Below are 18,913 nucleotides of genomic sequence, written 5' to 3'. Positions count from 1 at the left end.
GCAAAGCCGAAAATGGGGGAGGACAGCATTGGCACGACGGGGTTTCTATACGCATTCGCTTGCGCTGCGCGCGCTCGCGGTTTCGCTGGCGACGGTCGCGGCGGTTCAGCCGGCCTACGCACAGGAACAGACTTACAGCTTCGACATTCCGGCACAGGATCTCGACTCCGCGCTCAAGACATTCGCTCGCGTGTCGGGCCAGCAGGTCGTGTTCAATTCGCGCGACGCGCGCGGCAAGACCGCGCCGGCCCTGAAAGGCAGCTATTCGGCGCGGGCTGCGCTCGATCTGCTGCTGCGGGGCTCGGGGCTGGTCGTCGAACGCGGACAGTCGGGCCTGTTCCTGATCCACCCGCCACGCGCCAGCGAAGCGTCGGAGGACGCCGGCTCCCGCGCCAACGAGATCGTCGTGACCGCGCAGAAATTCGAGCAGCGGATTCAGGACGTGCCAATGGCGATCACCGCGATCGACAGCAAGTCGCTGCAAGCGCAGAAGATCGAAACCGGGTCGGACATCATGCGCGCCGTTCCGAACATGACCTTCACCAAGACCAATTTCTCGGGCTACGACATTTCGATCCGCGGTATCGGCACCAAGGCGATTTCGGCGACGACCGACCCCGCCGTCGCGGTCAGCTACAATAACACCGGCCTCATTCATAATCGCCTGTTCGAGCAGGAATTCTTCGACATCGACCGGATCGAGGTGCTGCGCGGACCTCAGGGCACGCTTTATGGTCGCAACGCGACCGGCGGCGTCGTCAACCTGATTACCGCGAAGCCGAAGCTGGGCAGGTTCGAGGGCGATATCAAGGGCGAAGTCGGCAATTACAAGAGCCGCCGCATGGTCGGGATGCTCAACGTTCCGATCATCGACGATGTACTGGGCGTTCGCGTCGCGGGGTCGATGACCAGCCGCGACGGATACGATTACAACCTGACCACCAAGCACCGGATCAACGGCCGCGACCTCTATTCGCTGCGGACCACGGTCGGTTTCGAGCCGGCGTCGTGGCTGCGCGCCAATTTCGTGTGGGAGCATTTCAACGAGAACGACGATCGCTCCCGCACCGGCAAACAGCTCTGCCACCGCGATGCCGGGCCGGAGATGGTAGGCAATCAATCGACCGCTGCGGTTCCGGGAAGCCCCGGCAGCGTAATGCGGCAGGCTTTCCTGTCGCAAGGCTGTAAGCCGGGCAGCCTTTATGACGATGGCGCCTTCGGAACGGTCAACGGTCTTGCACTTCCCTTCATCAGCTTCCCGATCCTGTTCGGGGGTAATTTCGGGCCGGGCTATAGTGCTGCGGGCCCGCTCGGGCGCGATCAAGATGGCAACTTCGCGACTTTCATCAAGGAACAAGACCCTTATGGCGGTCGGATGCAATCGCGGAACCTGCGCGAGATCGAGTCCATTCGCGATCCCCTCTATCGCGCCAAGGCCGACATCTATCAGATCAATCTGGAATTCGACCTTGGTGAGTCGCTGACCTTTGCGTCGCAGTCGGCATGGAACAGCGATTCTGTTTATTCCATTCAGGATTATAATCGCTTCAACACCGATCCGACCTTCGTCGATACGACAAAGTTGACTTACGCTAAGAACCAAGCCGACTCTTCCACCCTGATTCCTGGCGGCATCTTCTGCGATCCGCAACTCGGCTGCTCGGATAAGATCGCGGGCGCCGATTTATCCTCTGCCTATTCCAAACAGTTCAGCCAGGAAATCCGCCTGCAATCGCATTTCGATGGGCCGGTGAATTTCAGCGTCGGCGGCAATTACACCCGCTTCAAAACGCAGGACGATTATTACGTCTTCTACAATATGATAACCTTGCTCGGGATGACGCGTCCCTTCAACAAGGCGCCGACGATCCGGGAAGGCGGCGGCCCATTGGATACCACGCGCTGTTGGGCATCGGGCTTTCTCGGCGGATTCCTCGGCGGTCTGCCGGGCGATGGTCCCGTCGATGCTACCGACCCGAAGGCCATTTGCCCCTATATCGATCCCAATCCGATCGAGAGCATCAATGGCCAAGGTCACAATTATTTCCGGTCGAGCAACCCCTATCGTCTCAAATCCTGGGCCGCGTTCGGCGAGTTCTATTGGAATATCAATGATGACCTGAAACTAACCGCCGGCTTGCGCTATACCGACGACCGCAAGACCTTCACGCCGGTGCCCAGCCAATTGCTGCTCGGCTATGGTTATACCCTCGGCGGCACGACCGCCATCGGCTATCCCGCAAAGCCGGATATCAAGCAGCATTGGGGTGAGTTTACCGGGCGTCTGGGTCTGGACTGGAAACCCGACCTGTCCTTCACCGACGAAACCTTACTCTATGGTTTCTACTCGCGCGGCTACAAGGCGGGCGGCGCTAACCCGCCGACGCCCGGTTTTGCTACCTATGACGAGCAGGTTCAGCAGGCAATCGATTCCGGTGTTGGGGGTTCTGACGGCGACTTTTTGGATCAACAGCTTGCCCTCGGGAATATCCCGACCATCTATCTGACGGCGGTCGATTATGGCCCAACCTTTGAGCCCGAATTCGTCAATTCCTTTGAAATTGGCATGAAGAATACGCTCTTAGGCGGCGCACTGATGCTGAACGCCACCGCTTTCTATTATGATTATACCAACTATCAGGTCTCGCAAATCAAGGACCGCACAGCGGTCAACGAGAATTTCGATACCAAAATGTGGGGTCTGGAACTCGAAACCCTGTTCGCGCCGACCGAGCGACTGCGTTTCAATGCCAACATCGGCTATCTGAAGACGCGCATCGCCAAGGGCGAGACGTCGATCGACACGATGAACCGCACGCAAGGCAATCCCAACTATACGCTCGTGAAGCCGTGGGTGCAGAATCCATCGAACTGCGTAGTCCCAACTGCCGTCGTGGAGTCGGAATATGCCAAAGACCCCGTTCTGATACAGAATTTCTTCCGATTCTGCGGTGGGTATCTCAGCCCCACGATCAACCCCATCAAGGATCCGGCCACGGGTGAAGGCTATGATCCGCTCGACTATCCCGAGATCAATGGTGGCGCTGGCATCAAAGCCGACCTCGGCGGCAACGAGATCCCCAACTCGCCGCACTGGACGGTCAATTTCGGGGCGGAATATGAAATCCCGTTCGGTCAGGACTGGAGCGCGACGATCCGCGGCGATGCTTATTGGCAGGGCAAGAGCTGGGCGCGCGTCTACAACCTCAATCCCTATGACCGGCTCAGGAGCTGGACAAACTTCAACCTGTCCCTGCGCGTCAACGGTCCGGAGAACCTGACGATCGAGGCCTATGTGAAGAACGTCTTCAACTCGACCCCGATCACCGGCGCCTTCTTGAACTCGGATGACTCGGGCCTGACGACCAACGTTTTCACCCTCGATCCGCGGATCATCGGGTTCAGCATCGCCAAGAAATTCTGAGTCCTCTCCACTGGGGGAACTACTCGGGTCGATGCCTCGCTTGCTCCCGGGCAAGCATCGGCCCGGTTTTTTGGACTGGACAACAGTCTCTCGCACTCCCTCTCCCCTGAGGGATAACTGGGCCGCCGCCTCGCCCAATATCCCGGCAACGGGGCGGCGGCCTATTTGTCCGGCAACGACGGAGGCAGATATGACACTCCAGACCGAACACCCGGCGGGGCCGGTGATCGAACGGCGCAACTGGAAATTCGGACGCGGCACGACCGCGCGCCGTTGGTGGCACGGCGGAGATGCCGGACGCACCGCGTTCTACAATGCTCTGTCGTCAACCTTCCCGGTTGGCGAAAAATTCTTCATGTCGGCGGTGCGTCACTACCGCGACGAAGCGCCAGAAGCGCTCCAGCAGCAAATCGACGATTTCGTCTTTCAGGAATCGACGCACTCGCGCGAGCATGTCTTTTTCAATCGGCAGGCGCGTGATGCAGGGTATGACCTGACCTCATCGGAAGATCGGGCCGCACGGACGATCGCATGGGCGAAGCGCCGTCCGCCGATCATGCAACTCGCCGGAACCTGCGCGCTCGAACATTTCACCGCGACGCTTGCCAACGCGATCCTCGCGGACCCCGCGCATCTGGCCGGGGCGGATGCCGAGGCCGAAAGGATGTGGCACTGGCACGCGATCGAGGAGATCGAGCATAAGGCTGTCGCCTACGACACCTTGCTGCTTGCGATGCGGAGCCGTTCGCCCTTTCGGCGCTGGACGCTGCGATCCTTCACGATGCTCGCGGCGGGGGTGCGTTTTCACTATGTCGTCTTTCGCACCGCCGATCTGTTGCGGCAGGATGGAAAGAACAACCTGCGGACGTGGGCACGGCTACTTTCCTACCTTTACGGCAGGCCCGGCCTGATGCGGCTGCTACTGCGCGACTTGTTCGCCTATTTCCGACCGAACTTCCATCCGTGGCAGCACGACGACCGCGCGCTGGCAGCACGCGCTCTCGCATCCCTGTCGCCGCCGCTCGTCGCGCCGATGCCGAAGTGAGCACGGCATGAGGAAGATCATGCTTACAGCGATAGCGATCGCGGCCGCTTCGGGAGGGGGAGCGGCCGCCGCATCGCAGGGGAACGGCGCCATCACTGGTCTGTGGTCGACCGGCAGCCAGGGGGGACGGGTCGAGCTATATCGCTGCGGCACGGCCATCTGCGGCAAGGTGGACGACGCCGCTCCCCTGCGGGCCAACCCCGACCAGCGCGACGTGAAGAACCCAGACCGCAAGCTGCGCGACCGGCGGCTGAAAGGGCTGGTCGTGTTGCGGGGCTTTTCGGGCGGCCCGCGCGAATGGAAGGGCGGCCCGCTCTACGATCCCGAAACCGGCGAAGGCGCGGCGACTGGCACCATGACGCTTCGCCCCGACGGCAAGCTGGAGGTGAAAGGATGCAAGGTGGCCATCTTCTGCCGAACCAAGGTCTGGACGCGGGCGCGCTAAATTTCGGCACGGCGTTCCTGACCGAAATCCAGCGGGCGGCCGACCTCGCCCATGTCGAACGGCTGCTCGAAGCCGCGGCACGCGAACTGGGTTTCCGCCACTATGCGATGATCCATCACGACGATCACCGCGCCGCATCGCCCGGCCTCATCAACATGAATAATTACCCCGCCGACTATGCCGCGGCCTATTTCGGCGGCCTCTATCATCGCGACGATCCGGTCGTTCACGCCTGCATCGCCGCCAACGCCTGTTTCGCATGGTGCGAACTGGCCGACCTGATCGAACTGGCCCCGCGCCACCACGCGTTCCTCGAACGCGGCGCGCGGCACGACGTCACCAACGGCATCACCGTCCCCGCCTCCGTTCTTGGCGAGCGCAGCGGTTCCTGCAATTTCTGTAGCCCGCGCACACCCGACCTGCCGCAGCATCACATCGCCGCCGCCCAGATCGTGGGCAGCTTCGCCTTCCAGAAAGCCCGCCGCATCATCGGCCGCCGCCCGCGCCCGATCCGCGCCGTTGGTCTCCAACAGCGCCAACGTGAATGCGCGATCCTCGCCGCCCAGGGCAAGAGCAACACCGACATCGCGACGATCCTCGGCCTGACCCCCGCGACGATCAAATCCTACATCGAAGCCGCCTGCGGCCGTTACGAGGTCCACAACCGCACCCAGTTAGTCATCGCCGCCATCCTTGACGGAGAAATCGGCCTCCACGAAATCTCCCCGCGTCAATATCGCCACCTGGCGACCTAGACATTTCCGTTCATGAACGAGCAACGGCCTGCCGCCGCCCCAGCCTTTGGAGGGGCGTGCGGCGGCAGGCCGTCGGCGTTGAAGAAATGGCTTAGCGTCGATCCATAAAAATAGACGAGAGCAGGGCGCTGGCATCCAGCTTCAGCGCATCGGCGATCTCGCAGAACTCGACGACATCGATGCGCCGCTCGCCGACTTCATATTTGGCGACGAAGGATTGCGGGCGGCCCAATCTCTCGGCCAATTGCACCTGCGTCAGTCCTGCCGCCTTACGCGCATCGGCAAGACCGGATTGGAGCTGGCGATGTTTGGGAGTGCGAAGCGACCGAGCCATGAAAAAACCGACAAGAGGAGGTCTTTCCTTGCGTCGGTTTTGGGATTATCCCATATTGGGATTAGAAGAATGGCCGGGAGCGATGGATATGACCGTGACACCGCCACCACGCCCGGAAAACCTGGACTTTCCGGATGCCATCATACCCTATGATCGGGCCAATATTCTGACCTATGCGCGCGTTCTCGATGTTGCCGAGGGAAGGGACATCATCGACGGTCGCGATTGGCGCGAAGCGAGCATTATCATTCTGGGATGCGACCCTGACAAGGACGAGTCCGCCGCTCGCCGTTGTTGGGACGCCCACGTCGCACGGGCGTGCTGGATCATTGGCGAAGGGCTGCCGGTGTTCCTTGCGAGCGATAGGGGACGTAGCGGTCGTTGAGCGAAAAGGTGCGGCGATCTTCGTCGGGTTAGCGCCCGACATGAGACCTTGAGGCGCCATTGAACAGCATCTGAAAGCGGATATGAACCTCCCGTCAGTCCACTCGTAGCCGTACACCTATCCTAATCGGTGAGTGCCGACCGTGTGCCAGAAAGTGGACGTCGCTCAGGCCTACCCGGCCGGACCATAGCATGCATTGGCCGGCGATACCGGCTCCATACCTTTGGATTGCGGCGCTATGCTTCTGGTAGAATGGCTGAGAATCCTTCTGGCACGCATTTTGTCACCGGATCACCGGGACAAATTTCATGCGAGCCGAACGTCAAAGAGATGCAAACCCAAGCCAAATACATGGCTGGAGATATGCGTTCGGATTATCGAGGGAAGATAAGGGGCTCTTTCCTCTGGCATTTGCACTCGGGTGCTGGGCATTCAACTCGCCTGAGGCCATGCCGCGCTTCCTTGTTGTTGCCATCGCCATTTTTGCGGCTTTCGAGCTGGCGCCGGGCGAGGTCAGCGAAAGGAAGGAATTGCGGAGATGCGGGCTGCTCGTAAAGGTGCCGTTTCTGGCATTTGAAACTATGGCCACGCTCGTGGCCCTTTCGATGCGCCTGTCGCCGGTCGAACGCGACCTTGTCACTGCCAGCCTGTTTACGCTGTCGTGCCGATTCTGGCACTTGGCACGGAAGGCGCGCCCATTTCAGTGGAAGCGCAGTCCCGCCGGCCTGTCCTGTTCCAAGGAATAGATCGGCCTTGCCATCGGTGTACCGCGGCTAGCCCCTCGCACGATAGGCGATCGCCGCGCCGTTCGCGATGATCGGGCATATCCTCCACGCCCGGCAAACGGTCGTGCGGAGGCCCTATCCACCGAGGAGACATCGCATGGCTAAGGAAATCGTCATTATCGGGGCCGGCTTTGCCGGGCTGCTGGCCGCTCTTTCGGCCGCGCGCCTGCGCGACGAGAAAGGCGCTTCGCCCGCAGACCTGAAAATCACCGTTGTCGCGCCCGAGCCTGCGCTGATTGTCCGGCCGCGGCTTTACGAACGGAATCCGGCATCGATGGTTGCGCCGTTAGATGAGTTGTTCGCGGCGACCGCTATCGATTTCCGCGCGGGCTGGGTCGACACGATCGACGCCGACAACGGAAGGATCGGCATCAAAGGCACCGATGGGCGTAGCGATATCCTCTCTTATGATCGCCTGATCGTCGCGGCGGGAAGCCAGGGCTTTCAGCCGCCGATCCCCGGTCTTTCGGAATTCGGCCACAGCGTGACCGACCGCGACGGCGCGGTTGCGCTCGACGAACATCTTCGCGGTCTTGCCGAAAGGCCTGACTCCCCGGCGCGCAACACGGTCGTGGTCGGCGGCGGCGGTTTCACGGGGATCGAAGTTGCGACCGAGATGCCGGGCCGGCTGCGCGAGATTCTGGGGCAGGACGCGCCGGTGCGGGTGATCATCGTGGAGCATGGACCGTGCGTCGGTCGCGACATGGGTGACGAGCCGCGCCCTTATATCGAGGCACGGCTGCGAGAACTGGGAATCGAAACGATCGTTGGTTCGGGCGTCGCGGGGCTCGACGAGGGCGGCGTCACGCTCGACAATGGCGAACGGATCGAAACCGATACCGTGATCTGGTCGGCGGGCATGCGTGCGTCCCCCTTGACCGCTCAACTGCCCGGCGAGCACGACAATCTCGGTCGGATCCTCGTCGATCCCAACCTGCGCGTTCCCGGCGCGCCGCATGTCTTCGCCACCGGCGATACCGCCAGGGCGGCGACCGACGACAAGGGCAATTTCTCGCTGATGTCATGCCAGCATGCGCGCCGGCTGGGTGCATTCGCCGGACACAATGCCGCCGCCGATCTGTTGGGCGAAGCGACGCTTGCCTATGACCAGCCGTCCTATGTCGTGTGTCTCGACCTCGGTCCCGATGCCGCGATCTTCACGCGCGGATGGTCGCCTCGGGCTGTCGAACTGACCGGTGTTGAAGCGAAGGAGGTCAAGATGGAGGTCAACAGCGTGTGGATTTATCCGCCTGCGGCGGAGCGGGAAGCGGCTTTCCGGAATGCGTTCGAGGCGCGCACGGTCGACTTTTGAAGGCGTCTCGGCCGGTCCTGCGGAAAAGACCGGCGGCGCCACACTCATCGACGGAAAGTTTCGCGGCGGGCCATCAAGCGGCCCGCCGCCCTTTGATCGAAAAGGATATCGATATGACCGGTTTTCAGAAGCCGTTCGGCACCGCCTTTGGGCCGTTCACTACCGCCGAAGAGGCCGCGAACGGCGTCGATCTCTCGGGAAAGACCGCCATCGTAACGGGCGGCGCATCGAACCTGGGTCGTGAAACGGTCCGGATACTCGCATCGAAGGGAGCTTCGATCGTCGTGCCGGCCCGCGATGCAAGCGCAGCGCGACGGGCGCTGTCCGGCATTCCGAATGTCAAAGTGGTGGCGATGGATTTGCTCGATCCGTCCTCGATCGACAATTTCGCGACCGGCTTTCTGGACAGTGGACGATCGCTCGATCTGCTGATCCTCAGCGCCGGGGTGATGGCGACCCCGCTGTTTCGCAATGCGGGCGGGCATGAAGGGCAGTTCGCGACCAATCATCTCGGGCATTTCGGCCTGACCACACGTCTTTGGCCGGCGCTTCTTCGCGCCAAGGACGCGCGCGTGATTGTCCTGTCATCGCGTGCGCATCAGCTTGGCGGGCTTGACCTCTCCGATCTCGATTTCAGGCGCCGGCGCTACGACAAATGGCTGGCCTATGGCCAGGCGAAGACGGCGAACGCGCTTTTCGCCGTAGCACTCGACGCGCGCGGGGCCGACCATGGCGTGCGGGCCTATTCGGTCCATCCGGGCTCGATTCTCGGCCCGCTCGCGAAACATCTGACCCGCGAAGAGATCGCGCAGTTCGGGGCGCTGAACGCAGACGGTTCGGCTGTCGTCGATCCAGGCCGCGATCTCAAGAATGCACAGCAAGGCGCCGCGACGTCGATCTGGTGCGCCGTCTCGTCCGCGCTCGACGGCATCGGCGGGATCTATTGCGAGGATTGCGATATCGCGCCTGTCGAGGCGAACGGCGAGCTGGGCGGACCCGGCGTGCGTCCGTTCGCGATCGACCCCGAAGCGGCGGAAGCGCTGTGGCTGGAAAGCGCGCGCCTCCTCGGCATTCGCCAACCCGGATATTGCTGATGACGTCCCGGGCATCGGCAATAGAGCGGATCTGCGTGTTTTCCGGATCGAGCGCGGGCGTGGCGCCGGCCTATGACAGGGCCGCGCGGACACTTGGCGAACAGCTCGCGCGAAGCGGCATCGATCTTGTCTATGGCGGTGCGTCGGTCGGGTTGATGGGCGCAGTCGCCGATGCCGTGCTGGAGGCGGGCGGCCAGGTCACGGGGGTCATTCCGCAGGCGCTGGTCGACAAGGAGGTTGCGCACCTCGGCCTGACCGGTCTGCGCATCGTGAATTCGATGCACGAGCGCAAGGCGCTCATGGCAAATCTCTCCGACGGCTTCATTGCGCTGCCGGGAGGGATCGGCACGCTTGAGGAAATATTCGAGGTCTGGACCTGGGCGCAGCTTGGAAGTCACACCAAGCCTTGTGCCTTGCTGAATGTCCTCGGCTTTTATGACGGGATGCTGGCTTTTCTCGACCATGTGGCAGGACAAGGCTTTCTGAAGCCCGTTCATCGCGACATGCTGCTTGTGGAGGAGTATCCGGCGGCGATCCTCCGCGCCATGCAGCGCTATCGCGCACCCATCGATGCAAAGTGGATCAAGCGGGCTGAACATTGATCGGCTCATCCACCGATGCGGCATCGGCTGTGGCCGAGACGAACGCGACCGTTCGTCCCGGCCTTTTCCTGTCAGCTTCGGATAAAGGTCAGCATATCCGTGTTGATCACGTCCCCATGGGTCGCCGCCATGCCGTGCGGATAGCCGTCATAAGCCTTCAGCACGCCCTTCGCGAGCAGCTTGGCCGACAGCGGCGCGGAATCCGCGAAGGGCACGACCTGGTCGTCGGTTCCGTGCATGACGAGCGTCGGCACCATGATCTTCTTCAGGTCTTCAGTGAAGTCGGTTTCGGAGAAGGGCTTGATGCAGTCGTAATGCGCCTTGGCGCTGCCGACCATGCCCTGGCGCCACCAGTTCTGGATCAGGCCCTGGCTGACCTTCGCTCCGTCGCGGTTGAAGCCGTAGAAGGGACCCGAGGCGACATCGAGGTAGAATTGCGAGCGGTCCTCGGCGAGCGCCTTGCGAAACCCGTCGAACACCTCGATCGGAAGCCCGCCGGGGTTGCTCGCCTTCCGGACCATCACCGGGGGCACCGCTCCAACGAGGATCAGCTTGGCGATCGTATCGGGCCTGGCGCGCGCGGCATAATGCGCGGCCTCGCCGCCGCCGGTCGAATGGCCGATATGCACCGCGCCTTTCAGATCGAGCGCGGCGACCAGCGCCGCGACGTCGGCGGCATAGGTGTCCATCTCGTTGCCGTTGTCGGTCTGGGTCGATCGCCCATGCCCGCGCCGGTCGTGGGCGATGACGCGGTAGCCCTGCGCGAGGAAGAAGAGCAGCTGGTTGTCCCATTCGTCGGCGGTCAGCGGCCAGCCGTGATGGAAGACGAGCGGCCGCGCGTCGCGCGGTCCCCAGTCCTTGTAGAAAATCTGTGCGCCGTCGGCGGCGGTGATGAAATTCATCGAATCGGCTCCTTGGTTTGCGGTGGGTGGAGTTGCGCCAAGGCTCACTGTCGGCCAACCGAGGCTACTCGCCAAGGCCGCAGCGCCGCCGGTGGCGACGAAGGCCCGGCGATCGACCATGAAATCGTGAAACAGGGACATGTTGTGATCCTTCGCATCGGGCCGGCTGCGTGTCTGCGTAGCCGGCCCTGCCTGCGATAAGGAAACCCTGCGGATTCGCGATTATACGGGGGATGCGTCCGCGCTATGCGAAGGTTGGGGGTGGCCGCCGACCAAGGGCAGGGTGAAGATGAAGCGTGCGCCCACCGGGGCGCCGTTTTCGGCCTGAAGGCGACCGCCGTGCGCTTCGACGATCGAGCGGCAGATTGCGAGCCCCATGCCCATGCCCTGCGCCTTCGTGGTGAAGAAGGCCTCGAAAGCGCGCCCGGGTTCGGCCAGCCCGGGGCCGGTGTCGCTGATGTCGATGCGCACCGCATCCTGTGCAAGGGCGGCTTCGAGGCGCAGCCTTCGCCGATAGGCCGGCACATCGGCCATCGCTTCGATCGCATTGCGAACGATGTTCACGAGAACCTGCTGGATCTGGACCGGGTCGATCGGGACCGGCGGCAGGTCCCGCGCGAGCCGGATGTCGAGCGGTATCCGGCCGCGCGCGAGTTCCTCGGCGAGAAGCTCGCGAACCTCCTCCACCAGCGGGCCGAGCGCCGACGGCGTTCGCGGGCCGGTGGTTCGGCTGAAGAGGGCGCGGATATGGCTGACGATATCGGCGGCGGACTGGGCGTTTCGCTCCACCCGCTCGACGATCGTCCGGGCGCGCTCCACATTCGGCGGGTCCGCGGCGAGCCAGCGCCGGCAGGCCTGGGCGTTGGTCATGATGGCCGCGAGCGGCTGGTTGACCTCGTGCGCGATCGATGCCGAGAGTTCGGCGAGGCTCGCCGCCTCGCTGGCTCTCGCCAGCTTGTCCTGTGCCTGCCGCAATTCGTCCTGCGCGCGGACCTGATCCTCGATATCGAGGCACACGCCGTTCCATTGCACGATCGCGCCGTCTTCGCCCCGCATCGCGGCGATACGGGTTTCGACCCAGCGATAGGCCCCGTCGAAACGGCGCTGCCGATGGGTCAGAGCATAGGCGCTTCCGGTCCTGAGCGAGTGCGCGAAGCGTTCGTTCACGCGGTCGAGGTCGTCGGGGTGAATCACCGCGTCGAGGATGCTTCGCAGCCGCGATACGCCGGGGGTGTCCTTCCCGGCGACGTCGAAGCCGAAAAATTCCCGCAGGCGGCGGCTGAAATAGATCGGCTCGCCCGCCGGGTCCATGCACCAGATGAGCGCCGGCGCAGTCTCGACCAGTTCGCGCAGCGAGCGTTCGCTCTCGCGCAGGGCGTCGTCGGTCTTGCGGAAGACGTCGATGTCGAAGCCGGTGCCGTACCAGCCGATGACGCGGCCGTCCTCGGCCCACGCCGGGCGGATCGCGAAGCGATGCCAGACATAGTCGCCGCTCGCGCGCAGGACGCGATACTCGTAGTTGAAGGGTTCGCCGGCGCACATGCAGCGCCGCAGTTCGGCGGCGGCTCCCTCATAATCCTCGGGATGCACCCCGTTCTTCCAGCCAAGGTCGCCGCCATCGAGGAAGGATTTGCCGTTGAGCGGCGCATTGAAATCATCGAGCGTCATCGCGAGCGATGTCTGTGCCATCGGAGTGGCATAGGTGAACTGTCCCTCGGCGTCGAAGGCGAAGGCAGAGCCGTAAACATCCTCGATGATCCTCGCCGCTCGCACGGCATTTCCGGTTTCCCCCAGCGACGCGGCCAGCGTCCAGATGTCGTCCGGCCGGTGCACCAGCGGCGCGACGGAGACGCTGGAGGGGTAGGCGGGCTCGGCGCGATATTCGCGCCGCCGCCATCCGCCCCCCGGCTCGCGCCGGCGATAGCTGACGACCTGCGGCACGCCGCTACAGAATGCGCGCGCTTCGGCCTGCGCGATGGCTTCGCGGTCGTCGGGGTGAACGGCGTGCACTGAGCCGGCGGCGTTGATGCGCCGCCGTTGGATAAGCACGCCGATCGCAACGCCGATACCGAGGCCGGCGAAAAGGCCGATCGGATCGATCATGCCGAAGCGCGGGGGCGCGGCAGCGCGACGCGGAACTCGGCGCCCCCGCCGGTTCGATTGGAGGCGGATACCGCGCCGCCATGGGCGGCCACGATCGATTGGCAGATGGCGAGCCCGATGCCCATGCCCTGCGCCTTCGTCGTGAAGAAGCCGTCGAAGATGCGGTCGAGATGCTCGGGCGCGATCCCTGGTCCGCTGTCGCGCAGCGTGAAGGTCACGCTGCCCGCTGCGTCGGTCCCGGTCGCGACCAGGATTTCGCGCGCGGTCTCGTCCAGCCCTTCGACCGCCTGGACCGCATTGATCAGCAGATTGACGATCACCTGTTGAAGCTGGATGCGATCGCCCACGACCGGGGGAAGCCCGCGGGCATAGGCGGTCGTGACGCGGATGGCGCGCGTCTCGATCTCGTGGTGGACGAACAAAAGGCTTTCCTGAACGACCTCGTTGAGCGCGATCGGCACGGACTCGGGCGCCTGCTTGACCGCCATGCCGCGGATGCGCCGGACGATATCGTCGGCGCGCCGCGCGCTGGCCGCGATGCGCGCCGTGAGCTGCCGGACCTTGCCGATATCGGGCTCGGCGCGCGCAAGCCAGCGCAGGCTGGTCTCGGCGTTGGTCATGATCGCGGCGAGCGGCTGGTTGACCTCGTGCGCGATCGAACTCGTGAGTTCGCCGAGCGTCGAGATGCGCGCCGCATGGCTGAAATCGGCCTGGATCTGCCGTAGCTGCGTCTCCATCTGCAGCCGCTCGGTCACATCCTCGAGGCTGAAGATGGTGGTGTCGAGTTCGATCAGCGGTTCGGGATAGGTGACCGAGAAGCGCACGTCGAGCAGGCGTCCGTCGAGCGTGCGGATCTTCATGAGCTCGTTGTAATTCTTGCGTCCACTGAACCGGCCGATCATCACGCGGCGCAGCGAGGCCGGGCTTTCGCCGAACAGATAGCCGACCGGACGGATCAGGTCCTGCACGTCCTTTCCGCCGACGAGTTCGATCGCGCTGCGATTGACGTCGGTGACGGGAACGCTGGTCGCGGCAAGCTCGACGAGTTCGGGATGATCGTCGAGATATCGCCCGAAGTCGGTGACGCCACGCGAACGCAGCTCGGCATATATTTTCCCCATGTGGCTGGCATCGACCTGCCAGAGCGCGATCGGCATATAATGGACGAGCTTGCGATAGCGCGCCTCGCTCGCGCGCAGGAACAGATAGGAGCGGTCATCGTCGGCCGCGCCGTTCACGGTGACGAACAGGCGCCCCGGCCGTTCGGCGCCCGCGCGCCACGCGGTGACGAGGGGATCGCGCAGGATGCCGTCGGAGGCAAGGCGGCGATGGAAACGCTTTCCTTCGCCATCGCCGAACGCCTCGACGATGAGATCGGCAAGGATGGTCCGGCTTGCCACCGGCCAAAAGACCGCAACCGACTGGCCCGCCATCAGCGCGCGGCCGCGGTTGCCGCCGACCAGCCGCGCGGTTCGCTCGTTGACATCGACGATCCGCGCGGCTTCGACGAGACGGCGGTAAAGATCGTCGCGTTCGTCTTCCCGCATGTCCTGCGCCTGCTCTGCGATACGGCCGAGGATATCGGTGGCGGGCGTGACGTCGATTTCCCAGCTCGCGGCCATCAAGTGGTCGGGGACCGGGCCATCCGATAGATTCGCGTCGCGTGCGTCATGGGCCGCGCGGGCATATTCGACGACATCGCGCACCGCCCCGGCCGCGTCGTAGCGCAGGTGCCGCCGTGTTTCCGCGATCCGCACGTCGCCGTCGCGCGTGAGCCGCTGGATACGGCCCTCCCACGCCCCTTCCTGCAGCAGTTGCGACCAGGCGCGCGCCTCGTCGTCGGGCGCGGGAGAGAGATGGGTGACATCGGCGCCTCGAACCGCCAGCGCGGGCCATCCGAACAGCCGCTCGGCCGCCGGATTCCAATATCCCACGACCCCCTGTGGATCGAGGATGACGATGCTTTCCGAAGCGAGCTCGGCGATTCCGCCTTCATGCCGTGCATCGGAATCGAGCAAGGCCGCGCTCATCGTGCCGCGTCCGGACCCGCACTCCCCATCGCCGCCGCCAGCGCGCCGAGCAGATGCTCATCGGTGACGGGCTTTGCAAGCCAGGCGCTGGCGCCGAGCGCGAGAGCCTGCGCGCGCGTGGCCTCGTCGAGCACCGAGGACAGGACCACCACCGGCAAGCGGCTGCGCTCGTTGCAGAGGCACGCGATCAGCTCGATGCCGGTCATTCCCGGCATACGGATATCGGTCACGAGACAATCGAAACGGCGGGATCGGCGCGCCGCCAGAAAATCTGCGGCACCCTCGAAGCATTGGCAGGCGAGCCCCGAGACCATCAGCAGGTCGCCCAGGGCTTCGCGAACAGCCTCGTCATCATCCACGATCGCGACGGTCGGCACAGGGGGCAAAGGGCGACTTCCTCTTTCACGCGGCCTCCGGGGCCGATGCCGCCAATGTCGCGCAGCTTGTAAGCCATTGTAACCATACCAAGGGCTAGGTCCCGACACTTAGGCCGCGGCGGATTCGCGCACCTCCGCGGGCAGTTTTTCCCAGGCGCGGATCAGTTCGCCGACCGATGCGGCCTGCATCTTGCGCATCACATTGCTGCGATGCAGCTTCACGGTGATCTCGGTGATACCCAGGTCATAGGCGATCTGCTTGTTCAGCCGGCCCATCGCGACCTCGCGCATGACCTGGCTTTCGCGCGGCGTCAGCGTCGCATAGCGCTCGGCATGTTGCCGGACGACCCGCGCGTTCGCCCGGTCGGCGATATCGCGTTCGATGCCTGCCGTGACCGCGTCGAGCAACGTCTGGTCGCGCACGGGCTTGGTCAGAAAATCGACCGCCCCCGCCTTCATCGCCTGGACCGACATCGGAATATCCCCATGCCCGGTCAGGAAGACGATCGGCTTCGCAATGCCGGCCGAGACAAGATGCTGCTGAAGGTCGAGCCCGCTCGATCCCGGCATGCGCACGTCGAGGACCAGGCAACCCGCGCGATCGAGCAACGGCGAGTCCATCAGGTCGCGGGTCGAGGCGCAGCATTCGGCCTCGATCCCGACCGACAGCATCAGCTCGCTGATCGCGGTGCGAACCTCCTCGTCGTCATCGACGATGAACACGAGCGGAGATTCCTCCTCGGCGGCGGGACTGATCATCATCGCATGTCCTTCGCTTGCGCCGGCCGCGCCTGCCGCGCCGCGATCCGCCGGTCAAACCAGATTCTGCTCTCTTCTCCGAAATCCGGTGGCGCCTTGTGATCGAGTCGTCCGCCGATATCCGCGAGTGTCTCGCTCGCCAGCGCATCGCGCATCGCCTTTTCTGCCTTGAGCATGACGGCGTGGATCGAGCAGACGCCGCGCGACGCCCATTCGGGCGCGCCTCCGTCGAAAAGCGGGCAGCGCGAGCGAACTTCCTGGCACTCGAACAGCGGTTTGCGGCCTTCGATCGCATCGACCAGTTCGAGCACGCTGATCGCCTCGGCCGGCCGTGCGAGCCGGTAGCCGCCGCGCACGCCTTCGGCCGCCACGACGATTCCGGCCTTCTCCAACTTCGCGAAGATCTTGGCGGCAAAGCTTGGCGAGACCCCCTGGAATTCCGCAAGGTCGCGCGCGCTGCGCGGCGCCTCACCCGCGTCGATCAGGCCCAGCAGGCAATGCAGCCCATATTCCACGCTTGCGGTCAGGTGTGCCATAACGCGGAGTATATTTATCCGTGTTTGACAGGGCAAGAAAATCCTTTCCCGCCCTGTCAATGCGTTGCGTCCCTTTCCCATGGAACGCGGGGAAGGCCCGGCGTCAGAAATGCCAGGCGATTCCCGCGAGGACCTGATGCCGGTCCCATTTGGTGCCGCTGCCGCCGAGATCGCTGTAGCGATATTCGACACGCGCCGAGACATGGTCGGTGACCGCGCGCTCGACGCCGCCGCCGACCGACCAGCCGTCGAGATTGTCCTTGCCGCGGCGCGGACCTTCAAGGTCGAGGATGCGCACCGCGGTGCGGATATTCTCATAGCCGCCGCGCGCATAGACGAGCGTCTTGTCGGTGACGAGATACCCCGCGCGAACGCCGAGATCGAAGCCATATTCGGGATTGATCCCGGCGGACGCATCCTTTTGCGACCGCGCCAGTCCGTCGTCGAACCCAAAATTCACCGCGCCTTCGGCAGACAGCACCACGCCGGCGGTCGGCTGGATGTTATAGCCGAAGAAGATACTGGCGGTTGCCGCATCGCGCTTGTCGTCGATCACGGCGGTGCCAAGGTCGGTCTCGATGGAACCGAGCTCGTTCTGGCTCCAGCCAGCCTGTGCGCCGACATAGGGGCCGTCAAACGTTTGCGCGGCAGCGGGCGTCGAGAATCCGGCGGCTAGGGCCGCGCCGATGGAGAGAGGGAGAGCGAGATATTTCACAGGCTTATTCCTTTTTGTTCTTTGAGAAAAATGGGCGCGCGCGGACGGGGGAGGGGGAGGCCGCGCGCGCCCTCGGTCAGGCCGCTTTCCGCCGTGGAGGCAGAAAGTTGCCATCGATGCCGCCCGGCCAGGGCGTCACCGTTTCGCCGGCGACCATCCAGGTGCCGGAATCCTTGCGCAGGCGAAGCTCGTACATCGCCGGCGGCGCCTCGCGGCTCATGCGGCGATAGAGGATCGCCGTCGCGTGATCGCCCTGCTGCTCGACGTGCAGCACGCGATGTTCGGTCGATAGCGGCTCCTCGCCGCCGTCGCGGCGCGAGCGGAATTCAGCGATGGAATCGTCGCGCCGCACCCGCGTCACATGTCCGTCGCTGCCCAGAATGAGGAAGATCTGGTCGGGCGTGTATAGCTTCTCCATGCCGTCGATGTCGTAGGCACTGCCGACATGGACGACATCGTGGATCAGCCTGCTGATCGCGGGATCGATCGGGGGTTTAGTCATTGCAAATTCCTTTGGGTGCGATCGGACGATCAGAGCAGGGCCATGCCCCCGTCGACGCGCAGATTGATGCCGGTGACAAAGCTGCCCGCGCTCGAGGCGAGGAAGAGGGCGGCGTGCGCGAGTTCCTCGGGCCGGCCCAGCCGCCCGAGCGGAATCGCGCCCGCCATCATCTCGGCGAAGGCGCCGCGTTCTTCGGGCGCCACGCCGAGCTTGCCGAGGATTTCGGTCTCGGTCGGCCCGGGGCTCAGCATATTGACCCGGATGCGACGATCCCTGAACTCGATCGCCCAACTCCGCGCGAAGGCGCCGATCGCCGCCTTGGTGCCGGCGTAGACCGCATGGCCCTCCAGAACCTTGTCGCTCGCGAGCGAACCGACAAGAATGATCGAACCGCCGTCGCGCAGCGCCGGACCGATGGCCTGCACCCCGAAGAAGGCGCCGCGTGCGTTGATACCGAACTGGGCGTCATATTCGGCTTCGGAGACGGCTCCCGAAGGCGTGATCGTGTTGACGCCGGCGTTCGCCATATAGATGTCGGCGCCGCCGAAACGCTCGCGGACGAGGTCCGCGACCTCGCGGTGATGCGCGGGGTCCGCGACATCGCCCCGGATCGCCATAGCGGCGGGGCCGATCGCCTCGACGGCATCGTTAAGGGCATCCTGCCGCCGGCCGGTGATCACCACCTGCGCGCCCTGCTCGGCAAAGAGTTTCGCGCTCGCGAACCCGATGCCGCTGTTGCCGCCGGTAATCACGGCGACCTTTCCATTCAAACTCGTCATGTCTCACCTCTGTTGCGGGTGGGGGCAGA

19 protein-coding genes are annotated in these 18,913 nt (G+C 64.0%); 9 read left to right on the top strand and 10 right to left on the bottom strand.

Translation table 11 applies throughout. The features are described from left to right. Window positions 1-28 precede the first annotated feature (28 nt). The 4 genes from VHO04_RS07965 (at window position 29) to VHO04_RS07950 (ending at window position 5,669) form a co-directional block, all read left to right on the top strand. The gene (locus VHO04_RS07965; RefSeq protein ID WP_329627822.1) at window positions 29-3,424 is read left to right on the top strand and encodes a TonB-dependent receptor; all 3,396 of its coding nucleotides are present in this window, start codon (window positions 29-31) and stop codon (window positions 3,422-3,424) included. A gap of 190 nt (window positions 3,425-3,614) precedes the next feature. Beyond that, entirely contained in the window at window positions 3,615-4,469 is an 855-nt protein-coding gene (locus tag VHO04_RS07960) for a metal-dependent hydrolase (protein WP_329627821.1), read from the top strand. A gap of 19 nt (window positions 4,470-4,488) precedes the next feature. Further along, a complete protein-coding gene (locus VHO04_RS07955) occupies window positions 4,489-4,914 on the top strand; it encodes a DUF2147 domain-containing protein (protein ID WP_329627820.1) in 426 nt (141 codons plus the stop codon). Beyond that, complete coding sequence (locus tag VHO04_RS07950) at window positions 4,863-5,669, top strand: LuxR family transcriptional regulator (RefSeq protein ID WP_329627819.1); 807 nt, start codon at window positions 4,863-4,865, stop codon at window positions 5,667-5,669. The genes VHO04_RS07955 and VHO04_RS07950 overlap by 52 nt, the downstream gene beginning before the upstream one ends. A gap of 91 nt (window positions 5,670-5,760) precedes the next feature. Here the strand turns inward: VHO04_RS07950 and VHO04_RS07945 are convergent, their stop codons facing one another. Then, window positions 5,761-6,003: a helix-turn-helix transcriptional regulator gene (locus tag VHO04_RS07945; protein ID WP_329627818.1), complete on the bottom strand. Its 243-nt coding sequence runs from the start codon at window positions 6,001-6,003 to the stop codon at window positions 5,761-5,763. An 88-nt stretch (window positions 6,004-6,091) separates the two neighbouring features. On the opposite strand from VHO04_RS07945, the gene VHO04_RS07940 reads away from it, so the two are divergent. The 5 genes from VHO04_RS07940 to VHO04_RS07920 all read left to right on the top strand — a co-directional run bounded on the left by VHO04_RS07940 (window position 6,092) and on the right by VHO04_RS07920 (window position 10,181). Continuing rightward, entirely contained in the window at window positions 6,092-6,388 is a 297-nt protein-coding gene (locus VHO04_RS07940; RefSeq protein ID WP_329627817.1) for a DUF2285 domain-containing protein, read from the top strand. A gap of 449 nt (window positions 6,389-6,837) precedes the next feature. Next, on the top strand, window positions 6,838-7,134 hold the full coding sequence (locus VHO04_RS07935; RefSeq protein WP_329627816.1) for a hypothetical protein: 297 nt from the start codon (window positions 6,838-6,840) through the stop codon (window positions 7,132-7,134). A gap of 136 nt (window positions 7,135-7,270) precedes the next feature. Continuing rightward, window positions 7,271-8,485: an NAD(P)/FAD-dependent oxidoreductase gene (locus VHO04_RS07930; RefSeq protein ID WP_329627815.1), complete on the top strand. Its 1,215-nt coding sequence runs from the start codon at window positions 7,271-7,273 to the stop codon at window positions 8,483-8,485. Between the two features lie 113 nt (window positions 8,486-8,598). Further along, on the top strand, window positions 8,599-9,579 hold the full coding sequence (locus VHO04_RS07925; RefSeq protein ID WP_329627814.1) for an SDR family NAD(P)-dependent oxidoreductase: 981 nt from the start codon (window positions 8,599-8,601) through the stop codon (window positions 9,577-9,579). 20 nt (window positions 9,580-9,599) lie between these two features. Then, entirely contained in the window at window positions 9,600-10,181 is a 582-nt protein-coding gene (locus tag VHO04_RS07920) for a TIGR00730 family Rossman fold protein (RefSeq protein ID WP_414713096.1), read from the top strand. 71 nt (window positions 10,182-10,252) lie between these two features. Here VHO04_RS07920 and VHO04_RS07915 read toward each other — a convergent pair whose 3' ends face one another. The 9 genes from VHO04_RS07915 to VHO04_RS07875 all read right to left on the bottom strand — a co-directional run bounded on the left by VHO04_RS07915 (window position 10,253) and on the right by VHO04_RS07875 (window position 18,884). Continuing rightward, window positions 10,253-11,083 carry an alpha/beta hydrolase gene (locus VHO04_RS07915; protein ID WP_329627812.1) on the bottom strand — a complete coding sequence of 277 codons (831 nt, stop codon included), beginning with the start codon at window positions 11,081-11,083 and terminating at the stop codon, window positions 10,253-10,255. Window positions 11,084-11,305: 222 nt separating this feature from the next. Beyond that, window positions 11,306-13,186, bottom strand: a complete 1,881-nt coding sequence (locus VHO04_RS07910; protein ID WP_329627811.1) for a PAS domain-containing sensor histidine kinase — start codon at window positions 13,184-13,186, stop codon at window positions 11,306-11,308. After that, window positions 13,183-15,216, bottom strand: coding sequence for an ATP-binding protein (locus tag VHO04_RS07905; protein WP_329627810.1), 2,034 nt, complete (start codon window positions 15,214-15,216; stop codon window positions 13,183-13,185). The genes VHO04_RS07910 and VHO04_RS07905 overlap by 4 nt, the downstream gene beginning before the upstream one ends. Next, window positions 15,213-15,593, bottom strand: coding sequence for a response regulator transcription factor (locus VHO04_RS07900; RefSeq protein WP_329627809.1), 381 nt, complete (start codon window positions 15,591-15,593; stop codon window positions 15,213-15,215). The genes VHO04_RS07905 and VHO04_RS07900 overlap by 4 nt, the downstream gene beginning before the upstream one ends. A 108-nt stretch (window positions 15,594-15,701) precedes the next feature. Then, window positions 15,702-16,355: a response regulator transcription factor gene (locus VHO04_RS07895; protein ID WP_414713094.1), complete on the bottom strand. Its 654-nt coding sequence runs from the start codon at window positions 16,353-16,355 to the stop codon at window positions 15,702-15,704. Then, window positions 16,352-16,888: an Rrf2 family transcriptional regulator gene (locus VHO04_RS07890; protein ID WP_329627808.1), complete on the bottom strand. Its 537-nt coding sequence runs from the start codon at window positions 16,886-16,888 to the stop codon at window positions 16,352-16,354. Before VHO04_RS07890 ends, VHO04_RS07895 begins: the two co-directional genes overlap by 4 nt. A 103-nt stretch (window positions 16,889-16,991) precedes the next feature. After that, a complete protein-coding gene (locus VHO04_RS07885; protein WP_329627807.1) occupies window positions 16,992-17,603 on the bottom strand; it encodes a porin family protein in 612 nt (203 codons plus the stop codon). Between the two features lie 76 nt (window positions 17,604-17,679). Beyond that, window positions 17,680-18,105: a hypothetical protein gene (locus VHO04_RS07880; RefSeq protein ID WP_329627806.1), complete on the bottom strand. Its 426-nt coding sequence runs from the start codon at window positions 18,103-18,105 to the stop codon at window positions 17,680-17,682. Window positions 18,106-18,134: 29 nt separating this feature from the next. After that, window positions 18,135-18,884 carry an SDR family NAD(P)-dependent oxidoreductase gene (locus VHO04_RS07875; RefSeq protein ID WP_329627805.1) on the bottom strand — a complete coding sequence of 250 codons (750 nt, stop codon included), beginning with the start codon at window positions 18,882-18,884 and terminating at the stop codon, window positions 18,135-18,137. Window positions 18,885-18,913 lie beyond the last annotated feature (29 nt).

This window comes from Sphingopyxis sp., from assembly GCF_036261875.1.
In the GTDB taxonomy this organism is placed as follows: domain Bacteria; phylum Pseudomonadota; class Alphaproteobacteria; order Sphingomonadales; family Sphingomonadaceae; genus Sphingopyxis.
The sequence above is the reverse complement of the archived record's forward strand: the minus strand, read 5'-3'. Positions and strand labels throughout refer to the sequence as shown.

Bases quoted from the DNA above. Each gene is read 5' to 3' on its own strand.
- VHO04_RS07945 (WP_329627818.1), bottom strand. From the start codon at position 6,003: ATGGCTCGGTCGCTTCGCACTCCCAAACATCGCCAGCTCCAATCCGGT.
- VHO04_RS07930 (WP_329627815.1), top strand. From the start codon at position 7,271: ATGGCTAAGGAAATCGTCATTATCGGGGCCGGCTTTGCCGGGCTGCTG.
- VHO04_RS07910 (WP_329627811.1), bottom strand. From the start codon at position 13,186: ATGATCGATCCGATCGGCCTTTTCGCCGGCCTCGGTATCGGCGTTGCG.
- VHO04_RS07915 (WP_329627812.1), bottom strand. From the start codon at position 11,083: ATGAATTTCATCACCGCCGCCGACGGCGCACAGATTTTCTACAAGGAC.
- VHO04_RS07955 (WP_329627820.1), top strand. From the start codon at position 4,489: ATGCTTACAGCGATAGCGATCGCGGCCGCTTCGGGAGGGGGAGCGGCC.
- VHO04_RS07935 (WP_329627816.1), top strand. From the start codon at position 6,838: ATGCCGCGCTTCCTTGTTGTTGCCATCGCCATTTTTGCGGCTTTCGAG.
- VHO04_RS07905 (WP_329627810.1), bottom strand. From the start codon at position 15,216: ATGAGCGCGGCCTTGCTCGATTCCGATGCACGGCATGAAGGCGGAATC.
- VHO04_RS07940 (WP_329627817.1), top strand. From the start codon at position 6,092: ATGACCGTGACACCGCCACCACGCCCGGAAAACCTGGACTTTCCGGAT.
- VHO04_RS07875 (WP_329627805.1), bottom strand. From the start codon at position 18,884: ATGACGAGTTTGAATGGAAAGGTCGCCGTGATTACCGGCGGCAACAGC.
- VHO04_RS07890 (WP_329627808.1), bottom strand. From the start codon at position 16,888: ATGGCACACCTGACCGCAAGCGTGGAATATGGGCTGCATTGCCTGCTG.
- VHO04_RS07895 (WP_414713094.1), bottom strand. From the start codon at position 16,355: ATGATGATCAGTCCCGCCGCCGAGGAGGAATCTCCGCTCGTGTTCATC.
- VHO04_RS07925 (WP_329627814.1), top strand. From the start codon at position 8,599: ATGACCGGTTTTCAGAAGCCGTTCGGCACCGCCTTTGGGCCGTTCACT.
- VHO04_RS07880 (WP_329627806.1), bottom strand. From the start codon at position 18,105: ATGACTAAACCCCCGATCGATCCCGCGATCAGCAGGCTGATCCACGAT.
- VHO04_RS07960 (WP_329627821.1), top strand. From the start codon at position 3,615: ATGACACTCCAGACCGAACACCCGGCGGGGCCGGTGATCGAACGGCGC.
- VHO04_RS07950 (WP_329627819.1), top strand. From the start codon at position 4,863: ATGCAAGGTGGCCATCTTCTGCCGAACCAAGGTCTGGACGCGGGCGCG.